Source organism: Bacillus sp. CGMCC 1.16607, from assembly GCF_042683745.1.
In the GTDB taxonomy this organism is placed as follows: domain Bacteria; phylum Bacillota; class Bacilli; order Bacillales; family Cytobacillaceae; genus Pseudoneobacillus.
Genome location: NZ_JBHUJX010000021.1, coordinates 13,680 through 37,569, shown reverse-complemented (window position 1 = coordinate 37,569; position 23,890 = coordinate 13,680). Strand labels below are relative to the sequence as shown.

The window sequence follows — 23,890 nt, the reverse complement described above, 5'->3', positions numbered from 1 at the left end:
ATATCTTGTTGACAATGATTTTTACAAATGATAATATAGCAAAGGTGCTCCTATTCACCTGATACTTTGGAGGATATCCTAATGTCTTATGAAAAAGTATTACAGGCAAAAGATATAATTGTAGGAACAAAGCAAACAGTGAAGGCTCTACGAGAAGGTACCGTTAAATCTTTAGTCGTTGCAAATGATGCTGACCTAAGAGTAACATCAAAGGTAGTGGAAATTGCTAAAGAAGTTAATACGCCTATCTACTATGTGGATTCAATGAAAAAGCTGGGAAAGGCTTGTGGAATTGAAGTTTCTGCTGCCACTGTTGCCATACTTTATTAAAAACTGTTTTTGTGGGTCGTCTTGATCTTCAAGAACTTTGTTTTTGCTTCAAAATGAACCACCTGGATGTGTGGGCTTAACAAAAATGTGAAGGGAGGAAAAATCATGCCTACTATTAATCAATTAGTGCGCAAGCCTCGTAAATCAATCGAGGAAAAATCAAAATCACCTGCGCTTAATAAAGGTTATAATAGCTTCAAAAAATCTCATACGAATGTAACTTCACCTCAAAAACGTGGTGTTTGTACACGTGTTGGTACAATGACACCAAAGAAACCGAACTCAGCGTTACGTAAATATGCGCGTGTTCGTTTAACAAACGGTATCGAGGTAACAGCTTACATTCCTGGTATCGGTCATAACTTACAAGAACACAGCGTTGTATTAATTCGCGGTGGACGTGTAAAAGACTTACCAGGGGTACGTTATCACATTGTGCGTGGAGCGCTTGACACTGCTGGTGTTAACAACCGTATGCAAGGTCGTTCCAAATACGGAACTAAGAGACCGAAAGCTCCGAAAAAATAATAAACTAAAAATAATTTGAATGAACAAGTCTGAAAGGAGGAAACAACATGCCACGTAAAGGTCCTGTAGCAAAAAGAGATGTATTACCAGATCCGATTTACAACTCAAAATTAGTTACTCGTCTAATTAACAAAATGATGATAGATGGTAAAAGAGGTAAATCTCAAGCTATTCTATATGCATCATTTGATATCATCCGTGAACGCACGGGCAAAGAGCCAATGGAAGTTTTCGATCAAGCTCTTAAAAATATCATGCCAGTTCTAGAAGTAAAAGCTCGTCGTGTAGGTGGGTCAAACTACCAAGTACCAGTAGAGGTGCGTCCTGATCGTCGTACAACACTTGGTCTTCGTTGGTTAGTAAACTATTCACGTAATCGCGGTGAAAAAACGATGGAAGAGCGTTTAGCTCATGAAATTCTTGATGCAGCTAACAACACTGGTGCTGCGGTTAAGAAACGTGAAGATACACACAAAATGGCTGAAGCAAACAAAGCGTTTGCTCATTATCGCTGGTAGAATCACCTTCAATCCAATACTATTTATCCTAGGAAGGAGAAAGACCCAATGGCAAGAGAGTTCTCCTTAGAAAACACTCGTAATATCGGTATCATGGCTCATATTGATGCTGGTAAAACGACTACAACTGAGCGTGTCCTTTATTACACTGGTAAGATCCATAAAATCGGTGAAACACATGAAGGTGCGTCTCAAATGGACTGGATGGAGCAGGAACAAGAGCGCGGAATTACAATTACTTCCGCTGCTACAACTGCTCAATGGAAAGGTCATCGAGTAAACATCATTGATACACCAGGGCACGTAGACTTCACAATTGAAGTTGAACGTTCATTACGTGTACTTGATGGAGCGGTTGCTGTACTTGATGCACAGTCTGGTGTTGAGCCTCAAACTGAAACAGTTTGGCGCCAAGCAACAACTTACGGTGTACCACGTGTAGTATTCGTAAATAAAATGGACAAAATCGGCGCGGATTTCTTGTATTCTGTAGGTACAATTCATGACCGTTTACAAGCAAATGCACATCCAATTCAATTACCAATCGGTGCAGAAGATCAATTCGAAGGAATCATCGATTTAATCGAAATGAAAGCTACATTCTATGGTAATGATTTAGGAACCGATATCGAAGTACGCGATATTCCAGCTGAGTATATGGACAAAGCTCAAGAATATCGTGAAAAGTTAGTTGAAGCAGTCGCTGAACTAGATGAGAATTTGATGGAGAAATACCTTGGTGGCGAAGAGATCACTATCGAAGAGCTTAAAGCTGCTATTCGAAAAGGTACTACAAACGTTGAGTTTTATCCTGTAATTTGCGGATCTGCTTTCAAAAACAAAGGTGTTCAATTAATGCTTGATGCGGTAATCGACTATCTTCCATCTCCATTAGATGTACCTGCTATTAAAGGTACATTACCGGATACAGACGAAGAAGTAGAACGTCATTCAAGTGACGAAGAGCCGTTCTCAGCACTTGCATTTAAAGTAATGACGGACCCTTATGTAGGTAAATTAACATTCTTCCGTGTATACTCTGGAACATTAGAGTCAGGATCATATGTACAAAACTCTACAAAAGGTAAACGTGAGCGTGTAGGACGTATCCTTCAAATGCATGCGAACAGCCGTCAAGAAATTTCAAAAGTATATGCTGGTGACATTGCTGCTGCTGTTGGTTTGAAAGACACTACTACTGGTGATACGCTTTGTGATGACAAAAACCTTGTTATCTTAGAGTCTATGGTATTCCCAGAGCCAGTAATTGAGCTTTCAGTTGAACCTAAGTCAAAAGCAGACCAAGACAAAATGTCAACTGCATTACAAAAATTACAAGAAGAAGATCCATCATTTAGAGCACATACTGATGCAGAAACTGGTCAAACGATCATTGCTGGTATGGGTGAGCTACACTTAGACATCATCGTTGATCGTATGCGTCGCGAGTTTAAAGTTGAAGCTAATGTTGGAGCTCCACAGGTTGCTTACAGAGAAACTTTCCGTGCTTCTGCTTCAGTTGAAGGTAAGTTTGCTCGTCAATCTGGTGGTCGTGGTCAATACGGACACGTTTGGATTGAATTCTCACCAAACGATGAAGGAAAAGGCTTCGAATTCGTTAATGGAATTGTCGGTGGTGTTGTTCCACGTGAATACATCCCAGCAGTTGAAGCAGGTCTAAAAGATGCCCTTGAAAGAGGGGTTCTTGCTGGATATCCTATGGTTGATATTAAAGCAAGACTATTTGATGGATCTTACCATGATGTTGACTCCTCTGAAATGGCGTTTAAGATTGCTGCTTCTATGGCTCTTAAAAATGCTGCTTCCAAGTGTCAACCAGTCATCCTTGAGCCAGTCATGAAAGTAGAAGTAATTATTCCTGAAGAATATCTTGGTGATATCATGGGACAAATCACTTCACGTCGTGGACGAGTTGAAGGTATGGATGCTCGTGGTAATGCTCAAGTTGTTCGTGCAATGGTTCCACTTTCAGAAATGTTTGGTTACGCAACATCTCTTCGTTCAAGTACACAAGGTCGTGGAGTATTCTCTATGCACTTTGATCATTACGAAGATGTTCCAAAATCAATTTCTGAAGAAATCGTTAAAAAAAATAAAGGTGAATAATTGATTTTCACCAAACTTTAAAGTATAACTACTTATGTAAGCAGAGGTAAGAAAAAGGGACAACCCTTTTTCTTACTTCCATATATACTTAACCTTAAAATTAAGAGGAGGATTTCCTAATGGGTAAAGCTAAATTCGATCGCTCAAAGCCACACGTAAATATCGGTACAATCGGTCACGTTGACCATGGTAAAACAACTTTAACAGCTGCAATCACTTCTGTTCTTGCTAAATCAGGTAAAGCTGAAGCACGTGCATACGATCAAATCGACGGTGCACCAGAAGAGCGTGAGCGTGGAATCACTATCTCAACTGCACACGTTGAGTATGAAACTGACACTCGTCACTATGCACACGTTGACTGCCCAGGACATGCTGACTATGTTAAGAACATGATCACTGGTGCTGCTCAAATGGACGGCGGTATCTTAGTAGTATCTGCTACTGATGGTCCAATGCCACAAACTCGTGAGCACATCCTTTTATCTCGTCAAGTAGGTGTACCTCACTTAGTAGTTTTCATGAACAAATGTGATATGGTTGAAGACGAAGAGCTTCTTGAATTAGTAGAAATGGAAATTCGTGACCTATTATCAGAATACGAATTCCCTGGTGATGACACTCCAGTTATCAAAGGATCTGCCCTTAAAGCATTAGAAGGCGATGCTGCTTGGGAAGAAAAAATCATTGAACTTATGAATGCAGTTGATGAGTATGTACCAACACCAACTCGTGACACTGATAAGCCATTCATGATGCCTGTTGAGGATGTATTCTCAATTACAGGTCGTGGAACTGTTGCTACTGGACGTGTTGAGCGTGGAGTAGTTAAAGTTGGTGACGTAGTTGAAATCGTAGGTTTTACTGAAGAGCCAAAATCTACTACTGTAACAGGTGTAGAAATGTTCCGTAAGCTTCTTGACTATGCAGAAGCTGGAGATAATATTGGTGCACTTCTTCGTGGGGTATCTCGTGAAGAAATCGAGCGTGGTCAAGTTTTGGCAAAACCAAAATCAATCACACCACACACAAAATTTAAAGCACAAGTTTACGTATTATCTAAAGAAGAAGGTGGACGTCATACTCCATTCTTCACAAACTATCGTCCACAATTCTATTTCCGTACTTCTGACATCACTGGTATTTGTATGCTTCCAGAAGGCGTGGAAATGGTTATGCCTGGCGACCATATCGAAATGACAGTTGAACTTATTGCACCAATCGCAATCGAAGAAGGAACTAAGTTCTCAATTCGTGAAGGTGGACGTACTGTAGGTTCAGGTTCAATCACTACAATTACTGAATAATTTTTAAAATAGAAAAAGCAGTTGGATGACGATCCATCTGCTTTTTTTTATTAAATAAAACATGTTTCTTCTATATAAGTGTAAAAGATATATCACTTAAAATGGACAATAATAAATTGTTGAAATTTTTGGCGTTTCAATTCTTCTATTGTATTTGTGGTATCGAGTCGTTATAATATAAAAAGTGCAAAACATAAGTAAAAAACATAATTAAGTGTTGCATATGACTTATGTATTATGTATAATAGACAATGTTGGTCTTTGACTGCGATGATGTGAAAGGTTGCTGACACACCCGGCCGCTTTGCCATGGCGAGTGTGTGGGAAATTTTCACGGAGAATGTCTATAGTAAAATAGGCGAAAAGGAGGGAAAGTAATGGCAAAACAAAAAATTCGTATCCGTTTAAAAGCATATGATCACAGAATTCTTGATCAATCTGCTGAGAAGATTGTTGAAACTGCAAAACGTTCTGGTGCGGCTGTATCTGGTCCAATTCCGTTACCAACTGAGAAGTCAATTTACACAATTCTTCGTGCGGTTCATAAGTACAAAGATTCTCGTGAGCAATTCGAGATGCGTACTCATAAGCGTCTAATTGATATTGTGAATCCAACTCCACAAACAGTTGATTCATTAATGCGTTTAGATTTACCATCTGGTGTAGATATTGAAATTAAACTTTAATAAATAATTGTAGATTAACATAGGAGGTGTGACTAATGACCAAAGGAATCTTAGGAAGAAAAATTGGTATGACTCAAGTTTTTGCTGATAATGGTAATCTTATTCCGGTAACTGTAATTGAAGCTGCTGATAACGTTGTTCTTCAAAAGAAGACGATTGAAGCTGATGGATATGAGGCGGTTCAGGTTGGTTTTGAAACAAAGCGTGAAAAGGTTTCTAACAAACCAGAAAAAGGACATGTTGCCAAGGCAAATACTGCTCCTAAGCGCTTCGTACGCGAGTTTCGCGGTGAGGGTTTAGCAGCATATGAGGTTGGTCAGGAAGTCAAAGTTGAAATTTTCGCTGCAGGCGATATCGTAGATGTAACAGGTGTTTCTAAAGGTAAAGGTTTCCAAGGTGTAATTAAACGTCACGGACAATCAAAAGGACCAATGGCTCACGGTTCTCGTTACCATCGTCGCCCAGGTTCAATGGGACCTGTTGCTCCAAACCGCGTTTTCAAAGGTAAAAAGTTAGCTGGACGTATGGGTGGAGAGCAAGTTACTGTACAAAACCTAGAAATTATTAAAGTTGATGTTGAACGCAACTTATTATTAGTTAAAGGTAATGTACCTGGACCAAGAAAAGGTTTATTAAAAATTAAAAGTGCGGTAAAAGCATAATTAGTTTGTAAGAAAGGAGGAAAACGTAAATGCCGAAAGTAGCATTATTCAACCAAACTGGCAGTCAAGTTGGTGAAATTGAATTAAATGATTCCGTATTTGGTATCGCGCCTAATAACCATGTGCTTTTCGAAGCGGTTGTTATGCAAAGAGCATCATTACGCCAAGGTAACCATAAAGTAAAAGGCCGTTCTGAAGTACGTGGTGGTGGACGTAAGCCATGGAAACAAAAAGGAACTGGTCGTGCACGTCAAGGTTCAATCCGTTCGCCACAATGGCGCGGAGGTGGGATCGTATTTGGTCCTGTACCACGTAGCTATAGCTATAAATTACCGAAAAAAGTGCGTCGTTTAGCTATTAAATCAGCACTTTCTTCAAAAGTATTAGAGGAAAACATTTTAGTACTAGAAAGCCTTGCTTTTGAAGCTCCTAAAACAAAAGAATTCGCAAGTGTATTAAAAGGACTTTCTGTTGAGAAGAAAGCTTTAATCGTAACTGCGGATTTAGAAGAGAATGTTGCATTATCTGCTCGTAACATCCCAGGAGTTACTGTAGTAACTGCAGCAGGCATTAATGTTTTAGATGTTTTAAATCATGATAAATTAATCATGACTAAAGCAGCGGTTGAAAAAGTAGAGGAGGTGCTTGCATAATGGATGCACGCGATATCATTAAGCGCCCCGTAATCACTGAAAAATCAACTGATCAAATGACAGAAAAGAAATATACGTTTGAAGTTGATGTTAAAGCTAATAAAACTCAAGTTAAAGATGCTATTGAAGTGATCTTTGGAGTTGAGGTTGAAAAAGTAAACATCATGAACTATAAAGGTAAATTCAAGCGTATGGGTAAATTCGGTGGTTACACAAATAAACGCCGTAAAGCAACTGTTAAATTAACTGCTGATAGCAAAGAAATCGAATTCTTTGAAGCATAATTCATTCACTAGAAGAGGAGGGAAATAGAATGGCGATTAAAAAGTACAAACCTACCTCCAATGGTCGTCGCGGCATGACAGTTTCTGATTTCGCTGAAATCACAACTAGCACACCTGAAAAATCTTTGCTAGCTCCTGTAAAGAGAAAAGGTGGCCGTAATAACCAAGGTAAGTTAACTGTTCGTCATCAAGGTGGCGGCCATAAGCGTCAATACCGTCTAATCGATTTCAAACGCGATAAAGATGGCATTCCAGGACGCGTTGCTACAATTGAGTACGATCCAAACCGTTCTGCAAATATTGCACTAATTAACTATGCTGATGGAGAAAAGCGTTATATCTTAGCTCCTAAAAACTTAGTAGTAGGTCTTGAAGTAATGTCTGGACCAGATGCTGACATTAAAGTGGGTAACGCACTTCCGTTAGCAAATATCCCAGTTGGTACTGTAGTACACAACATCGAATTAAAACCAGGAAAAGGTGGACAATTAGTCCGTTCAGCTGGTACTTCAGCACAAGTTCTTGGTAAAGAAGGTAAATACGTATTAGTACGTTTAACTTCTGGTGAGGTTCGTATGATACTAGCTACTTGCCGTGCTTCAATCGGTCAAGTTGGTAACGAACAACACGAACTAATTAACATTGGTAAAGCAGGTCGTTCTCGTTGGTTAGGCAAACGTCCAACTGTACGTGGATCTGTAATGAACCCTAACGACCATCCACACGGTGGTGGGGAAGGACGTTCACCAATCGGACGTAAGTCTCCAATGTCTCCATGGGGTAAACCAACTCTTGGATTCAAGACACGTAAGAAAAAGAACAAATCCGACAAGTTTATTGTACGTCGTCGTAAAAAATAAAGGGATTGTACTACGGTTCGTAAATAGAACCGTAGACCAGTCACGAAGGGAGGTTCAATCATGGGTCGCAGTTTAAAAAAAGGACCATTTGTTGATGACCATTTATTCGTTAAGATCGAAAAATTAAATGAAACTGAAGGCAAACAAGTTGTAAAAACTTGGTCTCGCCGTTCTACGATCTTCCCACAATTTATCGGCCACACGATCGCTGTTTATGATGGTCGTAAACATGTGCCTGTATATGTTACAGAAGACATGGTAGGTCACAAGCTTGGAGAATTCGCTCCATCTCGTACTTACAAAGGCCATGGTAATGATGACAAGAAAACAAGACGTTAATGAGAGGAGGCATTTTCATGCAAGCTAAAGCTGTTGCAAGAACAGTTCGTATTGCTCCTCGTAAGGCACGTTTAGTGGTTGACTTAATTCGAGGCAAGCAAGTTGGTGAAGCGGTGGCGATTTTAAATCTTACACCAAAAGCAGCTTCTCCAATCGTGGAAAAAGTATTAAAATCCGCCTTGGCAAATGCTGAGCATAACTATGAAATGGATGTAAATAGTTTAGTGGTATCACAAGCATTCGTTGACGAAGGACCAACTTTAAAAAGATTCCGTCCTCGCGCAATGGGCCGTGCTAGCCAAATTAACAAGCGCACTAGCCATATCACTATCGTTTTATCAGAAAAGAAGGAGGGATAAGCCGTGGGTCAAAAAGTAAATCCGGTCGGATTGCGTGTCGGGATCATCCGTGATTGGGAATCCAAATGGTACGCAGGTAAAGACTATGCTACTCTTTTGCATGAAGACCTTAAGATTCGCGAGTATGTAGCAAAGCGTTTAAAAGATGCTTCAGTTTCTAAAGTTGAAATTGAGCGTGCTGCAAACCGTATAAATGTAACTATTCACACTGCGAAGCCTGGTATGGTTATCGGTAAAGGTGGTACGGAAGTGGAAGCACTTCGTAAAGCACTTAACGAACTTACTGGCAAGCGTGTACACATTAATATTCTTGAAATCAAAAAAGCGGATATGGATGCACTATTAGTTGCAGAAAATATCGCTCGTCAATTAGAAAATCGTGTATCATTCCGTCGTGCACAAAAGCAAGTTATTCAACGTGCTATGCGTGCAGGAGCTAAAGGAATCAAAACAATGGTATCTGGTCGTTTAGGCGGAGCAGATATTGCTCGCTCTGAACACTACAGCGAGGGAACAGTTCCACTTCATACTCTTCGTGCAGATATCGATTATGCACACGCAGAAGCAGATACTACTTACGGTAAACTTGGCGTAAAAGTATGGATTTATCGTGGAGAGGTCCTTCCTACTAAGAAGAAAACAGAGGAAGGAGGCAAATAATATGTTATTACCAAAACGCGTAAAATATCGTCGTGTGCATCGCGGAAATATGCGCGGTCAATCAAAAGGCGGTACTGAAGTAAACTTTGGTGAATTTGGTCTACAAGCTACTGAAGCTTCTTGGATCACTAACCGTCAGATCGAAGCAGCGCGTATTGCGATGACTCGTTACATGAAGCGTGGAGGAAAAGTTTGGATTAAAATTTTCCCACACAAATCATATACAGCAAAGCCTCTAGAAGTGCGGATGGGTTCCGGTAAAGGGGCACCAGAAGGATGGGTAGCAGTTGTTAAACCTGGAAGAATTATGTTCGAGGTTGCGGGTGTTTCTGAAGAAATCGCTCGTGAAGCATTGCGCCTAGCAGCACACAAACTTCCTGTAAAATGTAAGTTTGTAAAACGTGAAGAAATTGGTGGTGAATCAAATGAGAGCTAATGAAATTAAAGAACTTACCACTGCCGAAATTGAACAAAAAGTTAAGTCATTAAAGGAAGAGCTTTTCAACCTTCGCTTTCAATTGGCGACTGGACAACTTGAAAATACAGCTCGCATTCGTGAAGTGCGCAAAGCGATTGCTCGCATGAAAACTGTGATTCGTGAAAGAGAAATCGGCGTTAACAATCGATAATTGGGAGGAGGTTCGCAAATGAGTGAACGCAACCAACGCAAAGTTTATACTGGACGCGTTGTTTCAGATAAGATGGACAAAACAGTAACCGTTCTTGTCGAAACATACAAAAAGCATCCTCTTTACGGTAAACGCGTAAAGTACTCTAAAAAGTTTAAAGCTCATGATGAGCAAAACACAGCAAAGGTTGGCGACGTTGTACGTATCATGGAAACTCGCCCGCTTTCAGCTACAAAACGCTTCCGTTTAGTAGAAGTAGTAGAAAAAGCAGTTATTATTTAATTGTTCGGATAAGCTTCAATCCGAAGGGAGGTTACACACATGATCCAACAAGAAACACGTTTAAAAGTTGCTGATAATTCTGGTGCACGTGAAGTACTTACAATTAAAGTTCTAGGTGGTTCTGGTCGTAAAACGGCTAACATCGGTGATATAATCGTTTGTACGGTGAAACAAGCAACACCAGGTGGCGTTGTTAAAAAAGGTGATGTAGTTAAAGCAGTTATTGTTCGTACAAAAACTGGTGCTCGTCGCCAAGACGGTTCATACATTAAGTTCGATGAGAACGCATGTGTAATTATCAAAGAAGATAAGAGCCCACGTGGAACTCGTATCTTTGGACCAGTTGCCCGTGAACTTCGTGACAGCAACTTTATGAAAATTGTATCTTTAGCTCCAGAAGTATTATAATAAATTTTTTGCCTTTAAGGAGGTGCGAACAGATGCATGTAAAAAAAGGTGACAAAGTAATGGTCATCTCCGGTAAGGATAAAGGCAAAACAGGAGTAATTCTTGAAGCCTATCCTAAACAAAGCCGTGTACTCGTAGAAGGAATTAACGTTGTAAAAAAACATTCAAAACCTTCTCAAGCTAATCCGCAAGGCGGAATCATTAGCCAAGAGGCACCTGTCCATGTATCAAACGTTATGCCTATCGATCCAAAGTCCGGTAACCCAACTCGTGTAGGTTACAAAACGGTTGATGGCAATAAAGTACGCGTAGCGAAAAAATCCGGTGAAGTACTAGATAAATAGTCAATAAAGAAGGGAGGTACGATGGATGAACCGCCTAAAAGAAAAATATGTAAAAGAAATTACTCCAGCTCTTATGAGTAAATTTAGTTATAAATCTGTAATGCAAGTACCGAAGCTTGACAAAATCGTAATTAACATGGGTATCGGTGATGCAGTTGCTAACGCAAAAGCACTTGATGTTGCTGTTGAAGAATTAGCAACAATCACTGGTCAAAAACCAGTTGTTACTCGTGCAAAGAAATCAATTGCAGGCTTCCGTTTACGTGAAGGTATGCCTATCGGAGCTAAAGTAACACTTCGTGGCGAGCGTATGTATGAGTTTATCGATAAATTAGTATCTGTATCTCTACCACGTGTACGTGACTTCCGCGGTGTTTCTAAAAAGTCATTTGATGGCCGTGGTAACTACACTTTAGGTGTAAAAGAGCAATTAATCTTCCCTGAAATTGATTACGATAAAGTAAGCAAGGTACGTGGAATGGATATTGTTATCGTAACTACTGCTAACACTGATGAAGAGGCTCGTGAATTATTAACACAAATCGGAATGCCATTTCAAAAGTAATCGCTAAAATGAGGGAGGCGAAAACGTGGCTAAAAAGTCAATGATTGTGAAACAAAAGCGCACTCAAAAATTTAAAGTTCAAGAGTACACACGTTGCGAACGTTGCGGACGTCCACACTCTGTATACCGTAAATTTAAGCTTTGCCGTATTTGTTTCCGTGAATTAGCATACAAAGGACAAATTCCTGGTGTGAAAAAAGCTAGCTGGTAAAACCCAAATTCTGGGAAGGAGGTAAAAACAAATGGTCATGACAGATCCAATTGCAGATATGCTTACCCGCATTCGTAATGCGAACATGGTACGTCACGAGAAGTTAGAAGTACCTGCTTCTAACATGAAAAAAGAGATCGCTGAAATCCTTAAGCGTGAAGGTTTCGTACGTGATGTTGAATATATCGAGGATAATAAACAAGGTATTATCCGTATTTTCTTAAAGTATGGTTCAAACAATGAGCGCGTAATTACTGGTCTAAAACGTATTAGTAAACCAGGACTTCGTGTTTATGCGAAATCTAATGAAGTACCACGTGTACTTAACGGTCTAGGTATCGCGCTAGTTTCTACTTCACAAGGTGTTTTAACAGACAAAGAAGCTCGTGCTAAACAAGCTGGTGGAGAAGTTTTAGCGTACGTTTGGTAAGAGATTTTCTGAAATGATAGGAGGTGCACTAAATGTCACGTATTGGTAAAAAACCAATTGAACTACCAACAGGTGTTACGTTAACAAACAATAACGGCACTGTTACTGTAAAGGGTCCTAAAGGTGAGTTAACTCGTACTTTTAACTCTGATATCGAAATCAAAGTGGAAGAGAATGTTGTAACTATTTCTCGTCCATCTGATGCAAAAGAACATCGTGCTTTACATGGTACAACACGTGCCGTTCTTGCTAATATGGTTGAAGGTGTTTCTAACGGATTTGCAAGAAACCTTGAGTTAATTGGGGTTGGTTACCGTGCTCAAAAGCAAGGGAACAAACTTATATTAAACGTAGGTTACTCTCATCCAGTAGAATTTGAACCGGAACAAGGTCTAGAAATCGAAGTTCCTGCTAACACAAAGATCACTGTTAAAGGAATTGACAAAGAGCGTGTTGGCGCATTAGCTGCTAATATTCGTGATGTTCGTCCACCAGAGCCGTATAAAGGTAAAGGTATTCGTTATGAAGGTGAATTTGTTCGCCGCAAAGAAGGTAAAACAGGTAAGTAATGCCGCATAGGTAAACGAAAGGAGTGACGTAAATGATTACGAAGCTTGATAAAAACGCTACTCGCAAGAAAAGACATGCTCGTGTTCGTGCGAAACTTAGCGGTACTGAAGCTCGTCCTCGTCTAAATGTGTTTCGTTCTAGTAAACACATTTACGCTCAATTAATTGACGATGTAAACGGAGTAACTTTAGCTAGCGCTTCTAGTTTAGATAAAGAATTAACTCTTGATTCTACAAGCAATGTTGAAGCAGCACAAAAGGTCGGAGAATTAGTTGCTAAACGTGCGGTAGAAAAAGGTATTAAAGCTGTCGTATTCGACCGTGGTGGATACCTCTATCATGGACGCGTTCAGGCATTAGCTGACGCTGCTCGCGAAAACGGCTTAGAATTTTAATAGTCAAAGGAGGGACACAAAAAGATGCGTCGTATTGATCCAAACAAACTTGAACTTGAAGAACGCGTAGTTACCGTTAATCGTGTAGCTAAAGTTGTTAAAGGTGGACGTCGTTTCCGTTTCTCTGCTCTTGTAGTAGTTGGAGATAAAAACGGTCACGTTGGTTTCGGTACTGGTAAAGCACAAGAGGTACCAGATGCTATCCGTAAAGCAATTGAAGATGCGAAGAAAAACTTAATTGAAGTACCTATGGTTGGTACTACACTTCCACACCAAGTCATCGGTCAATTTGGTGCTGGTGAAATTCTTTTAAAACCTGCTGCTGAAGGTTGTGGAGTTATCGCTGGTGGACCAGTTCGTGCCGTACTTGAATTAGCTGGAGTTCAAGATATTCTTTCTAAATCACTAGGAACTAACACTCCTATTAATATGGTTCGTGCAACAATGAACGGACTTAAACAATTAAAACGTGCTGAGGACGTAGCGAAATTACGTGGTAAATCAGTAGAAGAACTGTTAGGATAAGGAGGGAAAATCAAATGGCGAATAAATTAGAAATTACCCTTACTCGCAGTGTGATTGGCCGTCCACAAGATCAACGTGAAACAGTTAAAGCCCTTGGATTACGTAAAGTAAATCAAACTGTTGAGCAACAAGACAACCCGGCTATCCGTGGTATGATCAACAAAGTTGCTCACCTTGTTACGGTTAAAGAACTTTAATCGATTCTTCTTACATTAAGGAGGTGCCCATATGAAACTTCATGAATTAAAACCTGCAGAAGGATCTCGTCAAGAACGTAAGCGTTTAGGACGTGGTATTGGTTCTGGTCAAGGTAAAACTGCTGGTAAAGGACATAAAGGTCAAAACGCTCGTTCCGGTGGCGGTGTACGTCTAGGATTTGAGGGTGGTCAAACACCTTTATTCATCCGTTTACCAAAACGTGGATTTACAAATATCAATCGTAAAGAATTTGCAATTGTAAACCTTGACACTTTAAACCGCTTCGAAGATGGTACTGAAGTAACACCAGAATTATTAATCGAAGCTGGTATTGTTAAAAGTGAAAAAGCAGGAATTAAAATTCTTGCTAAAGGTAGTGTTGAGAAAAAATTGACAGTGAAAGCTCACAAATTTTCCTCAGCTGCTAAAGAAGCGATTGAAGCTGCTGGCGGTCAAACTGAGGTGTTGTAATGTTTTCGACAATCTCCAATTTTATGCGCGTGGGTGATATTAGACGAAAAATCATATTCACCCTTTTAATGTTAATCGTATTCCGAATTGGTACATTTATACCTGTGCCAAATGTGAATGCTGAAGTTCTTGCTGCACAAGATCAGCTAAGTGTGTTCGGTGTTCTAAATACCTTTGGTGGTGGAGCGTTAAAAAACTTCTCCATTCTTGCAATGGGGATTATGCCGTATATTACTGCATCAATCATTATCCAACTTTTACAGATGGATGTGGTGCCGAAATTTACGGAATGGTCTAAGCAGGGAGATGTTGGACGCCGTAAACTAGCACAGTTTACCCGTTATTTCACGATCGTGCTTGGATTTATTCAAGCATTTGGAATGTCCTATGGTTTTAACAATATGGCCAATGGACAATTAATTGAAAAACCTGGAGTAACTACGTACTTGTTGATTGCAACTGTTTTAACTGCAGGTACTGCATTTCTATTATGGTTAGGGGAACAGATTACTTCAAAAGGTGTAGGAAACGGAATCTCTATTATTATCTTTGCTGGTATCGTAGCTGGTATTCCTTCTACAGTGAACCAGATTTACGCACAACAATTCGAGAATGCTGGAGAGCAACTTTTCTTACGTATTATTACAGTTATTTTGATTATCCTAGCTGTAGTTGCTGTAATTGTTGGAACAATTTTCATTCAACAGGCACTACGTAAAATTCCAATTCAATATGCGAAACGAATGAGTGTGGGTCGTAATCCAGTTGGCGGACAGTCAACTCATTTACCATTAAAAGTAAATGCAGCTGGTGTTATTCCTGTTATCTTTGCCGTTTCATTTATCATTACACCAAAAACGATTGCGTCATTTTTTCCACAAAATGATGTAACACTTTGGATTCAACGAGTTTTTGACTACACTCATCCAATAGGGATGATTATGTATACTGTTTTGATTATCGCCTTCTCTTATTTTTATGCCTTTATTCAAGTTAACCCTGAACAAGTGGCTGAAAATCTGAAGAAACAAGGTGGATATGTACCAGGTATTCGTCCAGGTAAAAGCACTCAAGAATATTTGACACGTGTTTTATACCGCTTAACTTTAGTTGGATCTTTATTTTTAGCAGTCATCGCTGTTCTTCCTGTCTTTTTTGTTAATATTGCTAACTTGCCACCATCAGCTCAAATTGGGGGAACCAGTTTGCTAATTGTAGTGGGTGTTGCACTAGACACAATGAAGCAGCTTGAAGCACAGCTTGTAAAACGACATTATAAAGGTTTCATTAAGTAAAGGATTTAGGGAACTTTTTGTTCCCTATAACCAATACTGTATCAGGGGGTATACGTGTGAACTTAGTATTAATGGGTCTTCCTGGAGCTGGAAAAGGTACACAGGCAGAAAAAATCGTTGATCAGTACGGCATACCTCATATCTCTACAGGAGATATGTTCCGTGCGGCAATGAAAGAGGAAACAGAACTTGGCTTAAAAGCAAAATCCTTTATGGATCAAGGTGCACTTGTTCCTGACGAAGTTACAATAGGTATTGTTCGTGAGCGACTAAGTAAACCAGATTGTGAGAAGGGTTTTCTACTTGATGGTTTTCCAAGAACTGTCCCTCAAGCTGAAGCATTGGAAGATATTCTTTCTGAATTAGATAAAAAAATTGATTTTGTTATTAATATTGATGTCAATCATGAATTATTAATGGCGAGATTAACCGGTAGACGTATTTGTAAGAGTTGCGGATCTACTTATCATTTAGTATTTAATCCTCCAACCAATGAAGGTACTTGTGACCGTTGTGGAGGAGAGTTATATCAACGTGCTGATGATAATGAATCAACAGTTCAAAATCGTTTAGAGGTTAACATGCAACAAACTGCACCGTTGTTAAACTTCTACGAAGCAAAAGGATATTTGCAAAATATTAATGGACAGCAAGATATTGAAGTAGTCTACTCAGACATTAAAGAATTACTTGGGAGTTTAACTGAATGATCATTTGTAAAACCCCTCGTAGCATTGATGTGTTGGAAGTAGATATGGATATGCAGCGTCTATTTGATGTTACTGAAGAATCGTTATTAAGAGGTTTGAAAGAAGCAAATCCAGGTGAATGCCTTTCGAACATCTCCGATAAGATCCAAACGTATGTGGAAGAGAGTGGCTTTTCTATTGTACGCGAGTATGCTGGTCACTGAAATCGGGTAAGACTTACATGAGGATCCAGAAATTCCACATTACGGTCCGCCTAATAAAGGACCACAATTAATAGGTCGTATTTCAAAGGAAAGCGTCATTTGCTTTTGCAAATTTTATTAACCACTACGTTATTTAGGATGAGAAGGGAGACGAAAAGAATGGCTAAAGATGATGTAATTGAGGTTGAAGGCACAGTAACGGAAACTTTGCCGAATGCCATGTTTAAGGTAGAGTTGGAAAATGGACACACAGTTCTTGCTCATGTTTCTGGGAAAATTCGTATGCATTTTATTCGTATTTTACCAGGTGATAAGGTTACTGTTGAACTTTCTCCATATGATTTAACGCGCGGAAGAATTACTTACCGCTTTAAATAACTCATTGCACTCCGTACTATTAAGGAGGTTAGGATAATGAAAGTAAGACCATCGGTAAAGCCAATCTGCGAAAAGTGTAAAGTTATTCGTAGACGTGGTAAAGTTATGGTTATTTGTGAAAACCCTAAACATAAACAAAAACAAGGTTAATATTGAAGGAGGTGCGCTATTTAATGGCACGTATAGCTGGTGTAGATGTTCCACGTGAAAAACGTATCGTTATTTCTTTAACATATATTTATGGTATTGGAAAAGTCACAGCTCAAAAGATTTTAGCTGAAGCTGGCGTTTCTGAAGATACTCGTGTACGCGATTTAACGGAAGATGAGTTAAATAAAATTCGTGACATCATTGACAAATTAAAAGTTGAAGGTGACCTTCGTCGTGAAGTTTCCCTTAACATTAAGCGTCTAATGGAAATTGGCTGCTATCGCGGTTTACGTCATCGCCGTGGCTTACCGGTTCGCGGACAAAACACGAAAAACAACGCTCGTACTCGCAAAGGCCCTCGTAAGACGGTAGCGAACAAGAAAAAATAATCGGTAAAGGAGGTAACATTCAATGGCTCGTAAAACAAATACTCGTAAACGTCGTGTGAAAAAGAATATTGATACTGGTATTGCACACATTCGTTCTACTTTTAACAATACAATCGTAACGATTACTGACGCTCATGGTAACGCTCTTGCTTGGTCAAGTGCTGGTGCTCTTGGATTTAAAGGTTCTCGTAAATCTACTCCATTTGCTGCACAAATGGCTGCTGAAACAGCTGCTAAGGCTTCCATTGAACATGGTATGAAAACTTTAGAAGTAACAGTTAAAGGACCTGGTGCAGGACGTGAAGCTGCGATCCGTGCATTACAAGCTGCTGGTCTTGAAGTTACTGCAATTAAAGACGTTACTCCAGTTCCACATAATGGATGTCGCCCACCAAAACGTCGCCGTGTTTAATTTTTCTGTATAGAATTTGCATCATGAGTCTATAATGGGATATGATGCATTTATTATATGATTATACAGGTAAAAATATCGAGTTGTTGTGCACATACGGGAACGTAAACAGGGGAATTTCAGTTAGTCCAAAACTGAAGTTTCGACGTTTTGAAGGAGGGTGTATTGGATGATCGAAATAGAAAAACCAAAAATTGAAACGGTTGAGATCAGCGATGATGCCAAGTACGGGAAGTTCGTCGTAGAGCCACTTGAGCGTGGATATGGTACCACTTTGGGTAACTCCTTACGTCGTATCCTATTATCTTCACTCCCAGGTGCCGCTGTAACGTCGATTCAAATCGATGGGGTACTTCATGAGTTTTCAACAATCGAAGGCGTCGTAGAAGATGTAACATCCATTATCTTAAACATTAAGAAGCTGGCCCTTAAGATTTATTCAGACGAAGAAAAGACGTTAGAGATTGATGTTCAAGGTGAAGGTGAAATTAAAGCTTCTGATATCACTCATGATAGTGATGTGGAAATTTTGAATCCTAATCTTCATATTGCTACATTAGGTAAAAACGGCCATCTTCGTATGCGTTTAATGGCTAGACGTGGACGAGGCTATACGCCTGCTGTTCAAAACAAGAGAGAAGATCAACCAATTGGTGTTATTCCAATTGATTCAATCTATACTCCAGTTTCTCGAGTATCTTATCAAATTGAAAATACTCGTGTCGGTCAGTTAACAAACTATGATAAGCTTACGCTAGATGTTTGGACTGATGGAAGTACTGGACCAAAAGATGCGATTGCTCTTGGCTCTAAAATTTTAACTGAGCATTTGAATATCTTTGTTGGATTAACTGATGAAGCTCAAAATGCTGAGATTATGATTGAAAAAGAAGAAGATCAAAAAGAAAAAGTTCTAGAAATGACTATTGAAGAACTTGACCTTTCTGTTCGTTCTTACAATTGCTTAAAGCGTGCTGGTATTAATACCGTACAAGAATTAGCAAATAAAACAGAAGAAGATATGATGAAGGTACGTAACTTAGGCCGTAAATCTCTAGAAGAAGTCAAAGCAAAGCTTGAGGATCTAGGATTAGGTTTAAGAAAAGATGACTAGATAATTTCAGATTAACTAGGCAATTTTAGTGCCCAAATCTAAATGCCAATTTCATTACTTCAACAAAGGAGGGAATCCTCATGGGATACAGAAAGTTAGGACGCACTAGCTCACAACGTAAAGCGATGCTACGTGATTTAACTACTGATTTAATCATCAATGAGCGCATTGAAACAACTGAAACTCGTGCGAAAGAAATTCGTGTAACAGTTGAGAAAATGATCACTTTAGGAAAACGTGGTGATTTACACGCTCGTCGTCAAGCTGCTTCTTACGTTCGTAATGAAGTTGCAAACGCTGAAACTGGTCAAGATGCATTACAAAAGTTATTTGCTGATATCGCTCCTCGTTACAATGAGCGTCAAGGTGGATATACTCGTATTATGAAACTTGGACCACGTCGTGGCGATGGTGCACCAATGGTTATTATCGAATTAGTTTAATAATTATTACAGACAACAAGGGTGAGGACAGTTTCAAACAAACTTGTTCTTTGCCCTTTTTCTGTAGTTATGTTGAAGCAAATGTTGTTTCAACCGAAACCAAGCCAAATTTTGAGCGTTATGATGAGCATTAGCGAAAAGTGATTGTTGCTTTTCGATGTATCTGCATTTTACTATAGCTTATCTAGTGTCTTGTCTAGCTCATGCCTCCCCTTCCATTCTTAAAAATGGTCATAAAAGCAAAGGTAATTCGACTTTTGCTTTTGGAAGGGGACGCAGGCTTTTTTTTATACAACGAAATAGAGATGAGTAGAGTTAGGGAAGTAGAGACGAGAGGGTGAGGGTTATGAGTAAACCGATATTGGAAATCGATCAAATTTCTTTTCGGTATGATCACCAGCCAAATTGGGCATTAGAGAAAATTCAATTAAATATCTTTGAGGGTGAATGGCTTGCCATTGTGGGCCATAATGGTTCAGGGAAATCCACGCTAGCAAAGTTATTAAATGGACTACAATTTGCCCAGGAAGGTAGTATTAAAGCATGTGGAATTGAATTGAATGAGGAAACAATTTGGACGGTTCGTAAGCAAATTGGGATGGTTTTTCAAAATCCAGATAATCAGTTTGTTGGCACGACGGTTCAGGATGATGTGGCTTTTGGCTTAGAAAACAATGGTATTCCTAGAGAAGAAATGACTAAACGGGTTGTGGATTCCTTAAAGAAGGTGAAAATGGACGACTTTCTGAATCAAGAGCCGCATCATCTTTCAGGGGGACAGAAACAAAGAGTTGCCATTGCGGGAGTTCTTGCCTTAAAACCAGCGATCATTATTCTTGATGAAGCTACTTCTATGTTAGACCCAATCGGAAGAGAGGAAGTTCTAGAAACAGTTAGGGAGCTTAAAAAGGATCACTCGATGACGGTTATTTCTATTACGCATGATCTAGACGAAGCTGCAAAGGCAGATCGGATCATTATTATGAATAAAGGTAAGATTTATCGAGAAGGAACTCCAGATGAAATCTTTCAACTAGATGAAGAATTGGTGAATTTAGGTTTAGATATTCCTTTTTCAGTCAAAGTGAGTAAGTCACTTAGGGAAAAAGGTATTTCACTTTCTAAGCACCATTTGTCAGAAGAGGAGTTGGTTAGGGAATTATGGACATCTCACTTAAACAAGTAGAATATCGTTACCAAGCCAATACTCCCTTTGAAAGACTAGCGATAAGTGATGTTACTTTTGAAATCCCTTCAGGTACTTACTTAGCCATTATTGGGCATACTGGTTCTGGAAAGTCGACGATCCTCCAACATTTAAATGCCATTTTGCAGCCTACCAATGGCCAGATTACGTTAGGAAATCGGACCATCTCGGCAGGGAAGAAAGAGAAAAATCTTAAGGATATCCGAAAAAAGATAGGGATTGTTTTTCAATTTCCTGAGCATCAACTTTTTGAAGAAACCGTTGAAAAGGATATTTGTTTTGGCCCAATGAATTTTGGGGTATCTGAAACTGATGCTAAAAGGCGTGCGAGAGAAGCCATTAAACTAGTTGGTTTGTCAGAGGAGATACTCATGAAATCGCCTTTTGATTTATCCGGAGGTCAAATGCGAAGAGTGGCAATAGCCGGTGTTCTCGCCATGGAACCCGATGTCATTGTTTTAGATGAACCGACTGCTGGTTTAGATCCGCGTGGAAGAAAAGAAATCATGAATCTCTTTTACAAACTTCATAAGGAGAAAGACCTTTCGACGATTCTAGTCACACATAGTATGGAAGATGCTGCCCAATATGCGGATCAAATCGTTATTATGCATAAAGGTACCGTATATAAACAAGGAAGCCCTGAGGAAATCTTCTCCTCCCCTAGTGAATTAGTGGATTTAGGACTAAATGTCCCCGAAGTTGTTCGTTTTCAAATGCTTCTGGAAGAAATGAGCGGAATGAAATTTAATCGTAAGTATCTTCGCTTAGAGTTGCTTACGGATGCAATTGCTTCCGAGTGGAAGGAGCGAGTCCGCTTATGATGGAGAAAATGATATTCGGTCGTTATGTTCCTATCGACTCCGTTTTGCATCGGATGGATCCACGGTCAAAGCTATTATTAGTTTTTTTATTTGTTTGTATTGTATTTATTGCCAATAATGCAATGACTTATTTTCTTTTAGGTGTTTTTACAATCATAATGTTAGGGTTGTCTAAAATCCCCTTGCGGTTTTTAATAGCTGGATTGAAACCAGTCATGTGGTTAGTATTTTTTACTTTATTGCTGCACTTATTTTTAACAAAAGAAGGAGATTTGTTAGTTAAATTTGGTTGGATTGAAATTTATGAAGGTGGAATTAGACAGGGGGTCTTTATTTCTTTGCGCTTTTTCTATTTAATTTTAATTACTTCCCTTTTAACGTTAACGACAACTCCGATAGAGATTACCGATGGGTTGGAAACACTTCTTGAGCCGCTTAAGAAAGTAAGGTTTCCAGTGCATGAAATGGCGTTAATGATGTCGATTTCATTACGATTTATTCCAACTTTAATGCAAGAAACAGATAAAATTATGAAAGCGCAAATGGCAAGGGGAGTAGAATTTTCAAGCGGACCAATTAAAGATCGTTTAAAAGCAATTGTTCCGTTACTCATTCCATTATTTGTGAGTTCGTTCAAGCGTGCGGAGGAATTGGCAATTGCGATGGAAGCTAGAGGTTATCGCGGTGGTGAAGGAAGAACAAAATATCGCATGTTAGTTTGGACTTATATCGATACATTAGTACTTGTTTTAATGGCTATTTTAACCATTCTCCTTGTTTTATTTAGGACATAAGGAAGTTTTAGTATGCAAAGATTAAAATGTATAATTTCCTACGATGGAACCGAATTTTCTGGCTATCAAATTCAACCGAATGGTCGAACTGTTCAAGAAGAAGTAGAGAAAGCGTTAAAGAAATTGCATAAAGGTCAGGATATCAAGATAGCAGCTTCAGGAAGAACAGATGCAGGTGTCCATGCAAAAGGGCAAGTCATCCATTTTGATACGAATATCAATATTCCTTTAGAAAAATGGTCAATAGCGCTGAATTCATTGCTCCCTGCTGATATATCCGTGATAGAGGCAGAAAATGTGGATACAAGCTTTCATGCCCGTTTTGATGCAAAGGGGAAGGAATATCGTTATTTTGTTTATCCTTCCAAAATGAGAGATCCTTTTAGAAGAAATTATGCGACGATTTTTCCATATGAATTGAATAAGGATTTAATCCAAGAGGCCATGAGTTTATTTATAGGGACGCATGACTTTACTAGCTTTTGTTCGGCTAAAACGGAAGTGGAAGATAAGGTTAGAACCATTTATGAGATAAACATTTGTGAAGAAAATGGTTTACTTGTATTTCGTTATGTCGGAAATGGATTTTTATATAATATGGTAAGAATTATGACGGGAACTCTACTTGAGATTGGCACGGGAGATCGAGCAGCAAATTCCATCTCAAAAATTCTTGAAAAAAAAGATCGAAGTTTTGCTGGGAAGACAGCCCCTGCACAAGGATTATATTTGTGGAGAGTTGTTTATTAACTGTCTAGCTGCAGCGGCTAGCCCTGAGGCCATAGCCACTCCATGAATAAAGGCAAAGAACGCCTTCTTTCATGGAGCGTCTTATGCTTGACAACCCAAAAACGGTTTGCATAAGTGCGTCTAGGCCTCTGGCTTCGCTACTCTCGCCAATCGACCAGTCTTCTTTATCGGGGCTGATCGAGTCGCTTCCGACGGACAGGACGTCCTAGTGCCGACGAAGACATGCGGATGTGGCGATTTTAGTCGGCCGCTTTTCTATTAACAACCCATCCTGGTGTAACATTTTCTTGACATATGATTGTGAAAGTTATATTATAGCATATGGTAATGTTTTTAATCCCACAAATAAGCCCCGGAACTTATCTGTGATAAAAATATACGAAACCAATTTAGTAATGGACTATTTATTAGGAGGTAAAATCATGCGCACAACATTTATGGCGAACGCACAAAATATCGAACGTAAATGGTTAGTTGTAGATGCTGAAGGTCAAACTTTAGGTCGTCTTGCAAGTGAAGTAGCAGCCATTTTACGTGGTAAACATAAACCAACTTTTACACCGAATGTTGATACAGGTGATCATGTTATCATCATCAACGCTTCTAAAATCGAATTAACAGGTAAGAAATTAACAGACAAAATCTACTACCGTCACACAATGCACCCAGGTGGATTAAAGCAAAGAACGGCTCTTGAAATGAGAACGAACTATGCTGAAAAAATGCTTGAACTAGCGATTAAAGGAATGCTTCCAAAGAATTCTTTAGGTCGTCAAATGTTCAAAAAATTACATGTATATGCTGGAGCTGAGCATAAGCACCAAGCACAACAACCTGAAGTTTACGAACTTCGCGGATAATTTTAAGGGGAGGTAATTAAC

At 39.3% G+C, this 23,890-nt stretch carries 39 protein-coding genes and 1 pseudogene; all 40 read left to right on the top strand.

The window, feature by feature from the left end; genetic code table 11:
- Nucleotides 1–81 precede the first annotated feature (81 nt).
- The 40 genes and pseudogenes from ACFSO7_RS14845 (at nt 82) to rplM (ending at nt 23,869) form a co-directional block, all read left to right on the top strand.
- Entirely contained in the window at nt 82–330 is a 249-nt protein-coding gene (locus tag ACFSO7_RS14845; RefSeq protein WP_377878114.1) for a 50S ribosomal protein L7ae-like protein, read from the top strand.
- A 105-nt stretch (nt 331–435) separates the two neighbouring features.
- Nucleotides 436–858, top strand: coding sequence for a 30S ribosomal protein S12 (rpsL, locus tag ACFSO7_RS14840; protein ID WP_377878141.1), 423 nt, complete (start codon nt 436–438; stop codon nt 856–858).
- Nucleotides 859–905: 47 nt separating this feature from the next.
- Nucleotides 906–1,376, top strand: a complete 471-nt coding sequence (gene rpsG / locus ACFSO7_RS14835) for a 30S ribosomal protein S7 (RefSeq protein ID WP_377878113.1) — start codon at nt 906–908, stop codon at nt 1,374–1,376.
- A 48-nt stretch (nt 1,377–1,424) separates the two neighbouring features.
- A complete protein-coding gene (fusA, locus tag ACFSO7_RS14830) occupies nt 1,425–3,503 on the top strand; it encodes an elongation factor G (RefSeq protein WP_377878112.1) in 2,079 nt (692 codons plus the stop codon).
- A 119-nt stretch (nt 3,504–3,622) separates the two neighbouring features.
- Nucleotides 3,623–4,810 (top strand): elongation factor Tu, encoded by a 1,188-nt coding sequence (gene tuf / locus ACFSO7_RS14825; RefSeq protein ID WP_377878111.1) that lies wholly within the window; start codon nt 3,623–3,625, stop codon nt 4,808–4,810.
- 377 nt (nt 4,811–5,187) lie between these two features.
- Entirely contained in the window at nt 5,188–5,496 is a 309-nt protein-coding gene (gene rpsJ / locus ACFSO7_RS14820; RefSeq protein WP_009336571.1) for a 30S ribosomal protein S10, read from the top strand.
- Nucleotides 5,497–5,531: 35 nt separating this feature from the next.
- Complete coding sequence (gene rplC, locus ACFSO7_RS14815) at nt 5,532–6,158, top strand: 50S ribosomal protein L3 (protein ID WP_377878110.1); 627 nt, start codon at nt 5,532–5,534, stop codon at nt 6,156–6,158.
- 29 nt (nt 6,159–6,187) lie between these two features.
- Nucleotides 6,188–6,811 (top strand): 50S ribosomal protein L4, encoded by a 624-nt coding sequence (gene rplD, locus ACFSO7_RS14810; protein ID WP_377878109.1) that lies wholly within the window; start codon nt 6,188–6,190, stop codon nt 6,809–6,811.
- Nucleotides 6,808–7,095 (top strand): 50S ribosomal protein L23, encoded by a 288-nt coding sequence (rplW, locus tag ACFSO7_RS14805; RefSeq protein ID WP_377878140.1) that lies wholly within the window; start codon nt 6,808–6,810, stop codon nt 7,093–7,095. Before rplD ends, rplW begins: the two co-directional genes overlap by 4 nt.
- A gap of 29 nt (nt 7,096–7,124) precedes the next feature.
- Nucleotides 7,125–7,955, top strand: a complete 831-nt coding sequence (gene rplB, locus ACFSO7_RS14800; RefSeq protein WP_377878108.1) for a 50S ribosomal protein L2 — start codon at nt 7,125–7,127, stop codon at nt 7,953–7,955.
- A gap of 60 nt (nt 7,956–8,015) precedes the next feature.
- On the top strand, nt 8,016–8,294 hold the full coding sequence (rpsS, locus tag ACFSO7_RS14795; RefSeq protein WP_377878107.1) for a 30S ribosomal protein S19: 279 nt from the start codon (nt 8,016–8,018) through the stop codon (nt 8,292–8,294).
- Nucleotides 8,295–8,311: 17 nt separating this feature from the next.
- Nucleotides 8,312–8,653 carry a 50S ribosomal protein L22 gene (gene rplV, locus ACFSO7_RS14790; protein WP_377878106.1) on the top strand — a complete coding sequence of 114 codons (342 nt, stop codon included), beginning with the start codon at nt 8,312–8,314 and terminating at the stop codon, nt 8,651–8,653.
- Between the two features lie 3 nt (nt 8,654–8,656).
- Complete coding sequence (gene rpsC / locus ACFSO7_RS14785) at nt 8,657–9,313, top strand: 30S ribosomal protein S3 (protein ID WP_377878105.1); 657 nt, start codon at nt 8,657–8,659, stop codon at nt 9,311–9,313.
- 1 nt (nt 9,314) lies between these two features.
- Nucleotides 9,315–9,749 carry a 50S ribosomal protein L16 gene (gene rplP / locus ACFSO7_RS14780; RefSeq protein WP_377878104.1) on the top strand — a complete coding sequence of 145 codons (435 nt, stop codon included), beginning with the start codon at nt 9,315–9,317 and terminating at the stop codon, nt 9,747–9,749.
- Nucleotides 9,739–9,942, top strand: coding sequence for a 50S ribosomal protein L29 (gene rpmC, locus ACFSO7_RS14775; RefSeq protein ID WP_230498271.1), 204 nt, complete (start codon nt 9,739–9,741; stop codon nt 9,940–9,942). The genes rplP and rpmC overlap by 11 nt, the downstream gene beginning before the upstream one ends.
- Nucleotides 9,943–9,960: 18 nt before the next feature.
- Nucleotides 9,961–10,224, top strand: coding sequence for a 30S ribosomal protein S17 (gene rpsQ / locus ACFSO7_RS14770; RefSeq protein WP_214898872.1), 264 nt, complete (start codon nt 9,961–9,963; stop codon nt 10,222–10,224).
- 39 nt (nt 10,225–10,263) lie between these two features.
- Entirely contained in the window at nt 10,264–10,632 is a 369-nt protein-coding gene (rplN, locus tag ACFSO7_RS14765) for a 50S ribosomal protein L14 (protein WP_377878103.1), read from the top strand.
- Nucleotides 10,633–10,664: 32 nt separating this feature from the next.
- Nucleotides 10,665–10,976, top strand: a complete 312-nt coding sequence (gene rplX / locus ACFSO7_RS14760; RefSeq protein ID WP_377878102.1) for a 50S ribosomal protein L24 — start codon at nt 10,665–10,667, stop codon at nt 10,974–10,976.
- A 25-nt stretch (nt 10,977–11,001) separates the two neighbouring features.
- Nucleotides 11,002–11,541 carry a 50S ribosomal protein L5 gene (rplE, locus tag ACFSO7_RS14755; protein WP_377878101.1) on the top strand — a complete coding sequence of 180 codons (540 nt, stop codon included), beginning with the start codon at nt 11,002–11,004 and terminating at the stop codon, nt 11,539–11,541.
- A 25-nt stretch (nt 11,542–11,566) separates the two neighbouring features.
- Entirely contained in the window at nt 11,567–11,752 is a 186-nt protein-coding gene (locus tag ACFSO7_RS14750; protein WP_230498276.1) for a type Z 30S ribosomal protein S14, read from the top strand.
- 31 nt (nt 11,753–11,783) lie between these two features.
- The gene (rpsH, locus tag ACFSO7_RS14745) at nt 11,784–12,182 is read left to right on the top strand and encodes a 30S ribosomal protein S8 (protein WP_377878100.1); all 399 of its coding nucleotides are present in this window, start codon (nt 11,784–11,786) and stop codon (nt 12,180–12,182) included.
- A 32-nt stretch (nt 12,183–12,214) separates the two neighbouring features.
- Nucleotides 12,215–12,751, top strand: a complete 537-nt coding sequence (gene rplF, locus ACFSO7_RS14740) for a 50S ribosomal protein L6 (RefSeq protein WP_377878099.1) — start codon at nt 12,215–12,217, stop codon at nt 12,749–12,751.
- 32 nt (nt 12,752–12,783) lie between these two features.
- The gene (gene rplR, locus ACFSO7_RS14735) at nt 12,784–13,146 is read left to right on the top strand and encodes a 50S ribosomal protein L18 (protein WP_377878098.1); all 363 of its coding nucleotides are present in this window, start codon (nt 12,784–12,786) and stop codon (nt 13,144–13,146) included.
- A 24-nt stretch (nt 13,147–13,170) separates the two neighbouring features.
- The gene (gene rpsE / locus ACFSO7_RS14730) at nt 13,171–13,671 is read left to right on the top strand and encodes a 30S ribosomal protein S5 (protein ID WP_377878097.1); all 501 of its coding nucleotides are present in this window, start codon (nt 13,171–13,173) and stop codon (nt 13,669–13,671) included.
- A gap of 14 nt (nt 13,672–13,685) precedes the next feature.
- The gene (rpmD, locus tag ACFSO7_RS14725) at nt 13,686–13,868 is read left to right on the top strand and encodes a 50S ribosomal protein L30 (RefSeq protein ID WP_377878096.1); all 183 of its coding nucleotides are present in this window, start codon (nt 13,686–13,688) and stop codon (nt 13,866–13,868) included.
- 31 nt (nt 13,869–13,899) lie between these two features.
- Nucleotides 13,900–14,340, top strand: a complete 441-nt coding sequence (gene rplO / locus ACFSO7_RS14720) for a 50S ribosomal protein L15 (protein ID WP_377878095.1) — start codon at nt 13,900–13,902, stop codon at nt 14,338–14,340.
- On the top strand, nt 14,340–15,635 hold the full coding sequence (secY, locus tag ACFSO7_RS14715; protein ID WP_377878094.1) for a preprotein translocase subunit SecY: 1,296 nt from the start codon (nt 14,340–14,342) through the stop codon (nt 15,633–15,635). Before rplO ends, secY begins: the two co-directional genes overlap by 1 nt.
- Before the next feature lie 56 nt (nt 15,636–15,691).
- Entirely contained in the window at nt 15,692–16,345 is a 654-nt protein-coding gene (locus tag ACFSO7_RS14710; RefSeq protein ID WP_377878093.1) for an adenylate kinase, read from the top strand.
- A gap of 53 nt (nt 16,346–16,398) precedes the next feature.
- Nucleotides 16,399–16,618, top strand: a pseudogene (locus tag ACFSO7_RS14705) (M24 family metallopeptidase); the annotation flags it as partial.
- An 89-nt stretch (nt 16,619–16,707) separates the two neighbouring features.
- Nucleotides 16,708–16,926, top strand: a complete 219-nt coding sequence (infA, locus tag ACFSO7_RS14700; protein WP_040372572.1) for a translation initiation factor IF-1 — start codon at nt 16,708–16,710, stop codon at nt 16,924–16,926.
- Between the two features lie 36 nt (nt 16,927–16,962).
- Entirely contained in the window at nt 16,963–17,076 is a 114-nt protein-coding gene (rpmJ, locus tag ACFSO7_RS14695) for a 50S ribosomal protein L36 (protein ID WP_000868344.1), read from the top strand.
- 23 nt (nt 17,077–17,099) lie between these two features.
- A complete protein-coding gene (rpsM, locus tag ACFSO7_RS14690) occupies nt 17,100–17,465 on the top strand; it encodes a 30S ribosomal protein S13 (protein WP_377878092.1) in 366 nt (121 codons plus the stop codon).
- A 22-nt stretch (nt 17,466–17,487) separates the two neighbouring features.
- The gene (gene rpsK, locus ACFSO7_RS14685; protein ID WP_377878091.1) at nt 17,488–17,877 is read left to right on the top strand and encodes a 30S ribosomal protein S11; all 390 of its coding nucleotides are present in this window, start codon (nt 17,488–17,490) and stop codon (nt 17,875–17,877) included.
- A 169-nt stretch (nt 17,878–18,046) separates the two neighbouring features.
- Nucleotides 18,047–18,991, top strand: a complete 945-nt coding sequence (locus ACFSO7_RS14680) for a DNA-directed RNA polymerase subunit alpha (RefSeq protein ID WP_377878089.1) — start codon at nt 18,047–18,049, stop codon at nt 18,989–18,991.
- Nucleotides 18,992–19,071: 80 nt separating this feature from the next.
- A complete protein-coding gene (gene rplQ / locus ACFSO7_RS14675) occupies nt 19,072–19,434 on the top strand; it encodes a 50S ribosomal protein L17 (protein ID WP_377878088.1) in 363 nt (120 codons plus the stop codon).
- Nucleotides 19,435–19,780: 346 nt separating this feature from the next.
- Nucleotides 19,781–20,620, top strand: coding sequence for an energy-coupling factor ABC transporter ATP-binding protein (locus ACFSO7_RS14670; protein ID WP_377878087.1), 840 nt, complete (start codon nt 19,781–19,783; stop codon nt 20,618–20,620).
- Nucleotides 20,596–21,465, top strand: coding sequence for an energy-coupling factor ABC transporter ATP-binding protein (locus ACFSO7_RS14665; protein WP_377878085.1), 870 nt, complete (start codon nt 20,596–20,598; stop codon nt 21,463–21,465). The genes ACFSO7_RS14670 and ACFSO7_RS14665 overlap by 25 nt, the downstream gene beginning before the upstream one ends.
- The gene (locus tag ACFSO7_RS14660) at nt 21,462–22,259 is read left to right on the top strand and encodes an energy-coupling factor transporter transmembrane component T family protein (protein WP_377878084.1); all 798 of its coding nucleotides are present in this window, start codon (nt 21,462–21,464) and stop codon (nt 22,257–22,259) included. Before ACFSO7_RS14665 ends, ACFSO7_RS14660 begins: the two co-directional genes overlap by 4 nt.
- Before the next feature lie 12 nt (nt 22,260–22,271).
- A complete protein-coding gene (truA, locus tag ACFSO7_RS14655; protein ID WP_377878083.1) occupies nt 22,272–23,009 on the top strand; it encodes a tRNA pseudouridine(38-40) synthase TruA in 738 nt (245 codons plus the stop codon).
- Between the two features lie 422 nt (nt 23,010–23,431).
- Nucleotides 23,432–23,869 (top strand): 50S ribosomal protein L13, encoded by a 438-nt coding sequence (gene rplM, locus ACFSO7_RS14650; RefSeq protein WP_377878082.1) that lies wholly within the window; start codon nt 23,432–23,434, stop codon nt 23,867–23,869.
- Nucleotides 23,870–23,890 lie beyond the last annotated feature (21 nt).

Bases quoted from the DNA above. Each gene is read 5' to 3' on its own strand.
- rpsH (WP_377878100.1), top strand. From the start codon at position 11,784: ATGGTCATGACAGATCCAATTGCAGATATGCTTACCCGCATTCGTAAT.
- rpsM (WP_377878092.1), top strand. From the start codon at position 17,100: ATGGCACGTATAGCTGGTGTAGATGTTCCACGTGAAAAACGTATCGTT.
- rplO (WP_377878095.1), top strand. From the start codon at position 13,900: ATGAAACTTCATGAATTAAAACCTGCAGAAGGATCTCGTCAAGAACGT.
- ACFSO7_RS14670 (WP_377878087.1), top strand. From the start codon at position 19,781: ATGAGTAAACCGATATTGGAAATCGATCAAATTTCTTTTCGGTATGAT.
- rplX (WP_377878102.1), top strand. From the start codon at position 10,665: ATGCATGTAAAAAAAGGTGACAAAGTAATGGTCATCTCCGGTAAGGAT.
- secY (WP_377878094.1), top strand. From the start codon at position 14,340: ATGTTTTCGACAATCTCCAATTTTATGCGCGTGGGTGATATTAGACGA.
- rpsJ (WP_009336571.1), top strand. From the start codon at position 5,188: ATGGCAAAACAAAAAATTCGTATCCGTTTAAAAGCATATGATCACAGA.
- rpmJ (WP_000868344.1), top strand. From the start codon at position 16,963: ATGAAAGTAAGACCATCGGTAAAGCCAATCTGCGAAAAGTGTAAAGTT.
- rpsQ (WP_214898872.1), top strand. From the start codon at position 9,961: ATGAGTGAACGCAACCAACGCAAAGTTTATACTGGACGCGTTGTTTCA.
- rpsE (WP_377878097.1), top strand. From the start codon at position 13,171: ATGCGTCGTATTGATCCAAACAAACTTGAACTTGAAGAACGCGTAGTT.
- rplN (WP_377878103.1), top strand. From the start codon at position 10,264: ATGATCCAACAAGAAACACGTTTAAAAGTTGCTGATAATTCTGGTGCA.
- rplD (WP_377878109.1), top strand. From the start codon at position 6,188: ATGCCGAAAGTAGCATTATTCAACCAAACTGGCAGTCAAGTTGGTGAA.
- rpmC (WP_230498271.1), top strand. From the start codon at position 9,739: ATGAGAGCTAATGAAATTAAAGAACTTACCACTGCCGAAATTGAACAA.
- rplE (WP_377878101.1), top strand. From the start codon at position 11,002: ATGAACCGCCTAAAAGAAAAATATGTAAAAGAAATTACTCCAGCTCTT.
- tuf (WP_377878111.1), top strand. From the start codon at position 3,623: ATGGGTAAAGCTAAATTCGATCGCTCAAAGCCACACGTAAATATCGGT.
- rplP (WP_377878104.1), top strand. From the start codon at position 9,315: ATGTTATTACCAAAACGCGTAAAATATCGTCGTGTGCATCGCGGAAAT.
- rplF (WP_377878099.1), top strand. From the start codon at position 12,215: ATGTCACGTATTGGTAAAAAACCAATTGAACTACCAACAGGTGTTACG.
- rpmD (WP_377878096.1), top strand. From the start codon at position 13,686: ATGGCGAATAAATTAGAAATTACCCTTACTCGCAGTGTGATTGGCCGT.
- rplB (WP_377878108.1), top strand. From the start codon at position 7,125: ATGGCGATTAAAAAGTACAAACCTACCTCCAATGGTCGTCGCGGCATG.
- truA (WP_377878083.1), top strand. From the start codon at position 22,272: ATGCAAAGATTAAAATGTATAATTTCCTACGATGGAACCGAATTTTCT.
- rpsK (WP_377878091.1), top strand. From the start codon at position 17,488: ATGGCTCGTAAAACAAATACTCGTAAACGTCGTGTGAAAAAGAATATT.
- ACFSO7_RS14845 (WP_377878114.1), top strand. From the start codon at position 82: ATGTCTTATGAAAAAGTATTACAGGCAAAAGATATAATTGTAGGAACA.
- rplV (WP_377878106.1), top strand. From the start codon at position 8,312: ATGCAAGCTAAAGCTGTTGCAAGAACAGTTCGTATTGCTCCTCGTAAG.
- rplC (WP_377878110.1), top strand. From the start codon at position 5,532: ATGACCAAAGGAATCTTAGGAAGAAAAATTGGTATGACTCAAGTTTTT.
- rpsG (WP_377878113.1), top strand. From the start codon at position 906: ATGCCACGTAAAGGTCCTGTAGCAAAAAGAGATGTATTACCAGATCCG.
- rplR (WP_377878098.1), top strand. From the start codon at position 12,784: ATGATTACGAAGCTTGATAAAAACGCTACTCGCAAGAAAAGACATGCT.
- infA (WP_040372572.1), top strand. From the start codon at position 16,708: ATGGCTAAAGATGATGTAATTGAGGTTGAAGGCACAGTAACGGAAACT.
- rpsL (WP_377878141.1), top strand. From the start codon at position 436: ATGCCTACTATTAATCAATTAGTGCGCAAGCCTCGTAAATCAATCGAG.
- fusA (WP_377878112.1), top strand. From the start codon at position 1,425: ATGGCAAGAGAGTTCTCCTTAGAAAACACTCGTAATATCGGTATCATG.
- ACFSO7_RS14680 (WP_377878089.1), top strand. From the start codon at position 18,047: ATGATCGAAATAGAAAAACCAAAAATTGAAACGGTTGAGATCAGCGAT.
- ACFSO7_RS14665 (WP_377878085.1), top strand. From the start codon at position 20,596: ATGGACATCTCACTTAAACAAGTAGAATATCGTTACCAAGCCAATACT.
- rpsS (WP_377878107.1), top strand. From the start codon at position 8,016: ATGGGTCGCAGTTTAAAAAAAGGACCATTTGTTGATGACCATTTATTC.
- rplQ (WP_377878088.1), top strand. From the start codon at position 19,072: ATGGGATACAGAAAGTTAGGACGCACTAGCTCACAACGTAAAGCGATG.
- ACFSO7_RS14660 (WP_377878084.1), top strand. From the start codon at position 21,462: ATGATGGAGAAAATGATATTCGGTCGTTATGTTCCTATCGACTCCGTT.
- rplM (WP_377878082.1), top strand. From the start codon at position 23,432: ATGCGCACAACATTTATGGCGAACGCACAAAATATCGAACGTAAATGG.